The organism is Mesorhizobium sp. M1A.F.Ca.IN.020.06.1.1 (assembly GCF_004023265.1).
Classification (GTDB): Bacteria; Pseudomonadota; Alphaproteobacteria; order Rhizobiales; family Rhizobiaceae; genus Mesorhizobium.
Map to the genome: position 1 here is coordinate 1 of NZ_RZSR01000597.1, position 3,765 is coordinate 3,765.

2 protein-coding genes and 1 pseudogene are annotated in these 3,765 nt (G+C 60.8%); 1 reads left to right on the plus strand and 2 read right to left on the minus strand.

Translation table 11 applies throughout. The annotated features are described in order from the left end of the window. Window positions 1-1,394, minus strand: a 1,394-nt coding sequence (locus EOA60_RS23095; RefSeq protein ID WP_164899480.1) for an AAA family ATPase, incomplete at its 3' end; no start/stop codon positions are given. Continuing rightward, window positions 1,391-2,650, minus strand: coding sequence for a DNA repair exonuclease (locus EOA60_RS23100; protein WP_127336021.1), 1,260 nt, complete (start codon window positions 2,648-2,650; stop codon window positions 1,391-1,393). The genes EOA60_RS23100 and EOA60_RS23095, both read right to left, overlap by 4 nt. A gap of 329 nt (window positions 2,651-2,979) precedes the next feature. Between EOA60_RS23100 and EOA60_RS23105 the strand changes: the two are divergent. Then, window positions 2,980-3,765, plus strand: a pseudogene (locus tag EOA60_RS23105) (DNA helicase); the annotation flags it as partial.

The window sequence follows — 3,765 nt, forward strand, 5'->3', positions numbered from 1 at the left end:
AGGCGCCGCATCGCATCCGCCAGCTTTGTTTGCCGTTCGTCCTCTAGCGCGCGCGCCTCTCTTATTTCGCGTGCATGACTACTGGCCTTCGCCTCAGACGCGGCTGCTATCAGCCTTGCTCTTGCGGGCTCGGGGACTGCCCTCTCTTCGCCAACGCGACCTCGCGCAGCGTTGAGCCCGTCGAGCGCGGCAGCGGCTTCGTCGCGGGCCATCCGCAGGCTCGTCGTGATGCCGGAGCGCTGTTCGACCATGGTGCGAAGCGTGCCGACCACAACGGCCGGCAGGATCAGCCGGGATGGATCCTGTTCGGCCGATCTTCCGAGCGCCGCGAGACAGTTCGCCACCACCTGGTCAAGCATCTGGACTTCCATCTTGCGGGTCGGCAAATCCATGCCCGCGGATAAATAGCGCGCCTTGCGATCGGCGAGTCCTCGCACCTGTTCAGAGATCGCAAGCACTGCGTCGTCGACAGCGATTGCTTCAATCTTTCCCTTCGCGCGATCGATCTCATCGGCATTCCCCTGGAGACTGGTTCGTAAGCGCGCGTCCTGATCGATCAATTCCGCGACGTTGCCACTCCAGGTCCTCTTAGGAGACGGCATGTCAGGCAGCTCTGCCAGTCTACTCGCCTTGCGTTTGATTTCGACGAGGAGCGGCGCGGCGCGCACATATCGGTCAATCGTGGCGAGTCGCGCCGACAACACCGAGCGTTCAGCGAGGCTGCGGTCATATTTGTCCTGGGCTTCCACCCGTTCCGCCTCGAGCGACTCGAATGTCGACGCCAGGGTGTCGATCGCCTCCTTGCGGGACTTCAGTTCCGCGAACCGCTTTTTCAGCAGCGCGATTTCGGTGGTCTGGGCCTGTCTTCGGTGAAGCCCATCCGCCTCCGTCTCAAGTGCGGCCAAGACATCGCTGGCATGGCCAAGCCCTGCACTGGCGGTGAAAAGGAGCTTGCCGAGATCGCCGCGCGATTCGAGGATCGCCTTGCCGCCCGCTTCCAGCGTCTCGTCATCGAGCGAGAACATGCTGCTGTAGGTATCCCGGGACAAGCCCGCGAGGTGCGCCGAAATGGCAATCTCGCTCAGTGGCCGGCCGTCGGCATCATGCAGTGAGTTGCTGCGACTTTTGGTGCGGGAAACGGCAAGCGCCTGCCCCTCGAATTCGAGCAGTCCGCCGATGCGCATCGAGCTATATTCATGCAGGAAATTGTAGCGGCTGCGCTCTTCGATGCCGAAGAGCAGATCAAGATACGCGGAAAGCGCGGTCGACTTGCCGGCCTCATTCAAGCCGAAGACGATATGCAGATCCGGGCCCGAAGCCGGCTTCTCTCCAAAGTCGATCGCCTTATCGGTGAACTTGCCGTAGCGGGTCAGGTCAAGGCGCCGCAATCTCATCGCGTCGCACCTGCCTTGAGCCGGGCCGTGACCAAGTCAACGCTTCCGGCAAGCACATCGTCGAGAAACTGTTCGAGCCCTTCTTCGTCCTTGCCGGCGAGGCCCCGCGCATCGGGCGGCAGGTCCGCGATCGACTTCAATACGAATTCGCGCGCTTCGGATCGAAATGCTTCCGAGCTCGCATTGGCGCGCATGGACTGCGCGAGTTCCAAAATAGGATCGGCAACATCTCCTAAAGCTCCGACGGCGGAAGCCGAAAGATCAAGCTCCAGCTTCTCCACCCAGGTGTCGCCCACCTGCTCCGCTGCCTGCTCGGCTTCTGCGACGGCCAAGTCCCGGTCGCGCTTCAGCGACCATGAAAGGGCAGAAGTGCCGACCAGGCGAAGGCGGGCAACAAGGTAGCGTGATCTAGCAACCTCCCGGGATTGCTCCAGCCCTGCTCGGATACGAATGATGGCCTCGCTCCATTCCGATGCCTCGGTCAGATCGACGCTCACCCGCTCGAACTGCGCGACACTGGTGAGCCTCTCCTCGATCTCGACGGAGCGATCTTCGCGAATGGTGACCAGCGTGACCGATTTCTCGCCTGCCTCGTTGATGTCCCTCCCCTGAGGGATCCCCGGCATCACGAGCGTGCTCGCGCCGGAATACACTTGGCGAACGTGGATGTGGCCAAGCGCCCAATAGTCAAAGCCGTGGCCGTGCAGGTCGGCGACACTGCAGGGTGCATAGACATCGTGGGCTGGGGAACCGGCCAGACTCGTATGCATGATGCCGATGTTCGCTACTCCCTCTCGGGGGCCGGCATATTTGGGCAGCAGGCTGTCGGGCGCCTTGGGGCTGGCGAAGCTCAGCCCATGGAACGCAATGTCCACTCCAGAGCCAGGCTGGATCACGGATTGGCAGCGACCGCCAAAAATGGTCACCGTGTCGGGCATGACAAGCTGCTTCGTAATCCTCGACATGGCGTCATGATTGCCGCGGATCATGTAGACCCTGACGCCAGCGTGATGGAGACGCGTCATTTGGGAAGCCAGGAAGCGCGCCGTCTTCATCGAAGTCTGGTCGCCATCGTAAAGATCACCGGCGATCACAAGCGCGTCCACACGCTCGGCAAGGCACAGATCCACGATCGCGGTGAATGCCTGGCGGCTGGCGTCACCGACGAGCTCGGCAAGTTCAGAATTTCTGAGTGCGAGCGAGCGGAGTGGCGAATCGAGATGGATGTCGGCCGTATGAACAAATCGAAATGCCATTCGAAGGACTCTCCAGGCCCGAACGAGAAGCTCAGGCAAAATGCTGACGCTAAGTCAATCTAGCTGCCGGGCCGTTATGGCGGACGGTGAAGACAACTTCGGTCCTCGGTATCAAAGTCCGGCAGCGTTCGGCAACAGTCCTGGTGAGTGAGGTCCCGAAATTAGGGTCGGTCGCTCGCCCCTTTCTGACGGTGCGTTCGCTTCATTCCCTTTTTCTTGGTTGACCAAAACTATCGCGTGGATAAACAACACGTTTTGTATTCGCGCGAACGGCAAGAGCCTTTTATATCCTGAAAAAATTGCTAGTCTGGATGTGGGGACCGGGGTCAATGCAATCTATTGATAGTTCAGAGTTAGTAACAAATGATGATGCGGTAGCCGAACGGTCGACGGCACCGAGCATAATCGCCGACGTCGCATCCAGCTTCACTTATGCATCCTATCAGAACGCAATTCCGGTAATCCGGTCTATCCGACTGGATAACGACACCGCCGGCAGCCTGGAGAGTTGCCGCCTGGAACTCACGTCATCGCCGTCGTTTCTGCGACCGAAGACTTGGGCAGTTGACCGTCTCGTTCCTGGCGATAGACTTCAACTGAGCGACCGCAAGGTCGAGCTCGATTCCGGATATCTCGCTGGCCTGAACGAGGCCGAGCGCGGCGAAATCACCTTGCGCCTGTCCGCGGCTGGTGAGGTCCTGGACGAACGGCGCCTGACGGTCCGGCTGCTCGCGCGCGACGAGTGGGGCGGCGTCGCCGACATGGCGCAATTGCTTCCGGCTTTCGTTATGCCCAATGACCCCGGCGTTGCGCCGATCCTGAGGACGGCAGCCGATCGGCTTGCCGCGCACGGGCATCCCAGCGGCCTCGACGGGTATCAGTCGCAAAACCCGCAGCGGGCATACATGTTGGCTGCAGCCGTTTATTCCGCGATTACCGGCATGGGGTTGCACTACGCCGAACCTCCGGCGAGTTTCGAGAGCCGAGGGCAAAAGGTCAGGCGTCCCACGACGATCGCCGAGGAACGCCTGGCGACCTGCTTAGACACTTCACTTTTGTTTGCCGCTACTCTGGAAGCTGCCGGCCTGCACCCGGCCGTGCTGATGTTTGACGGG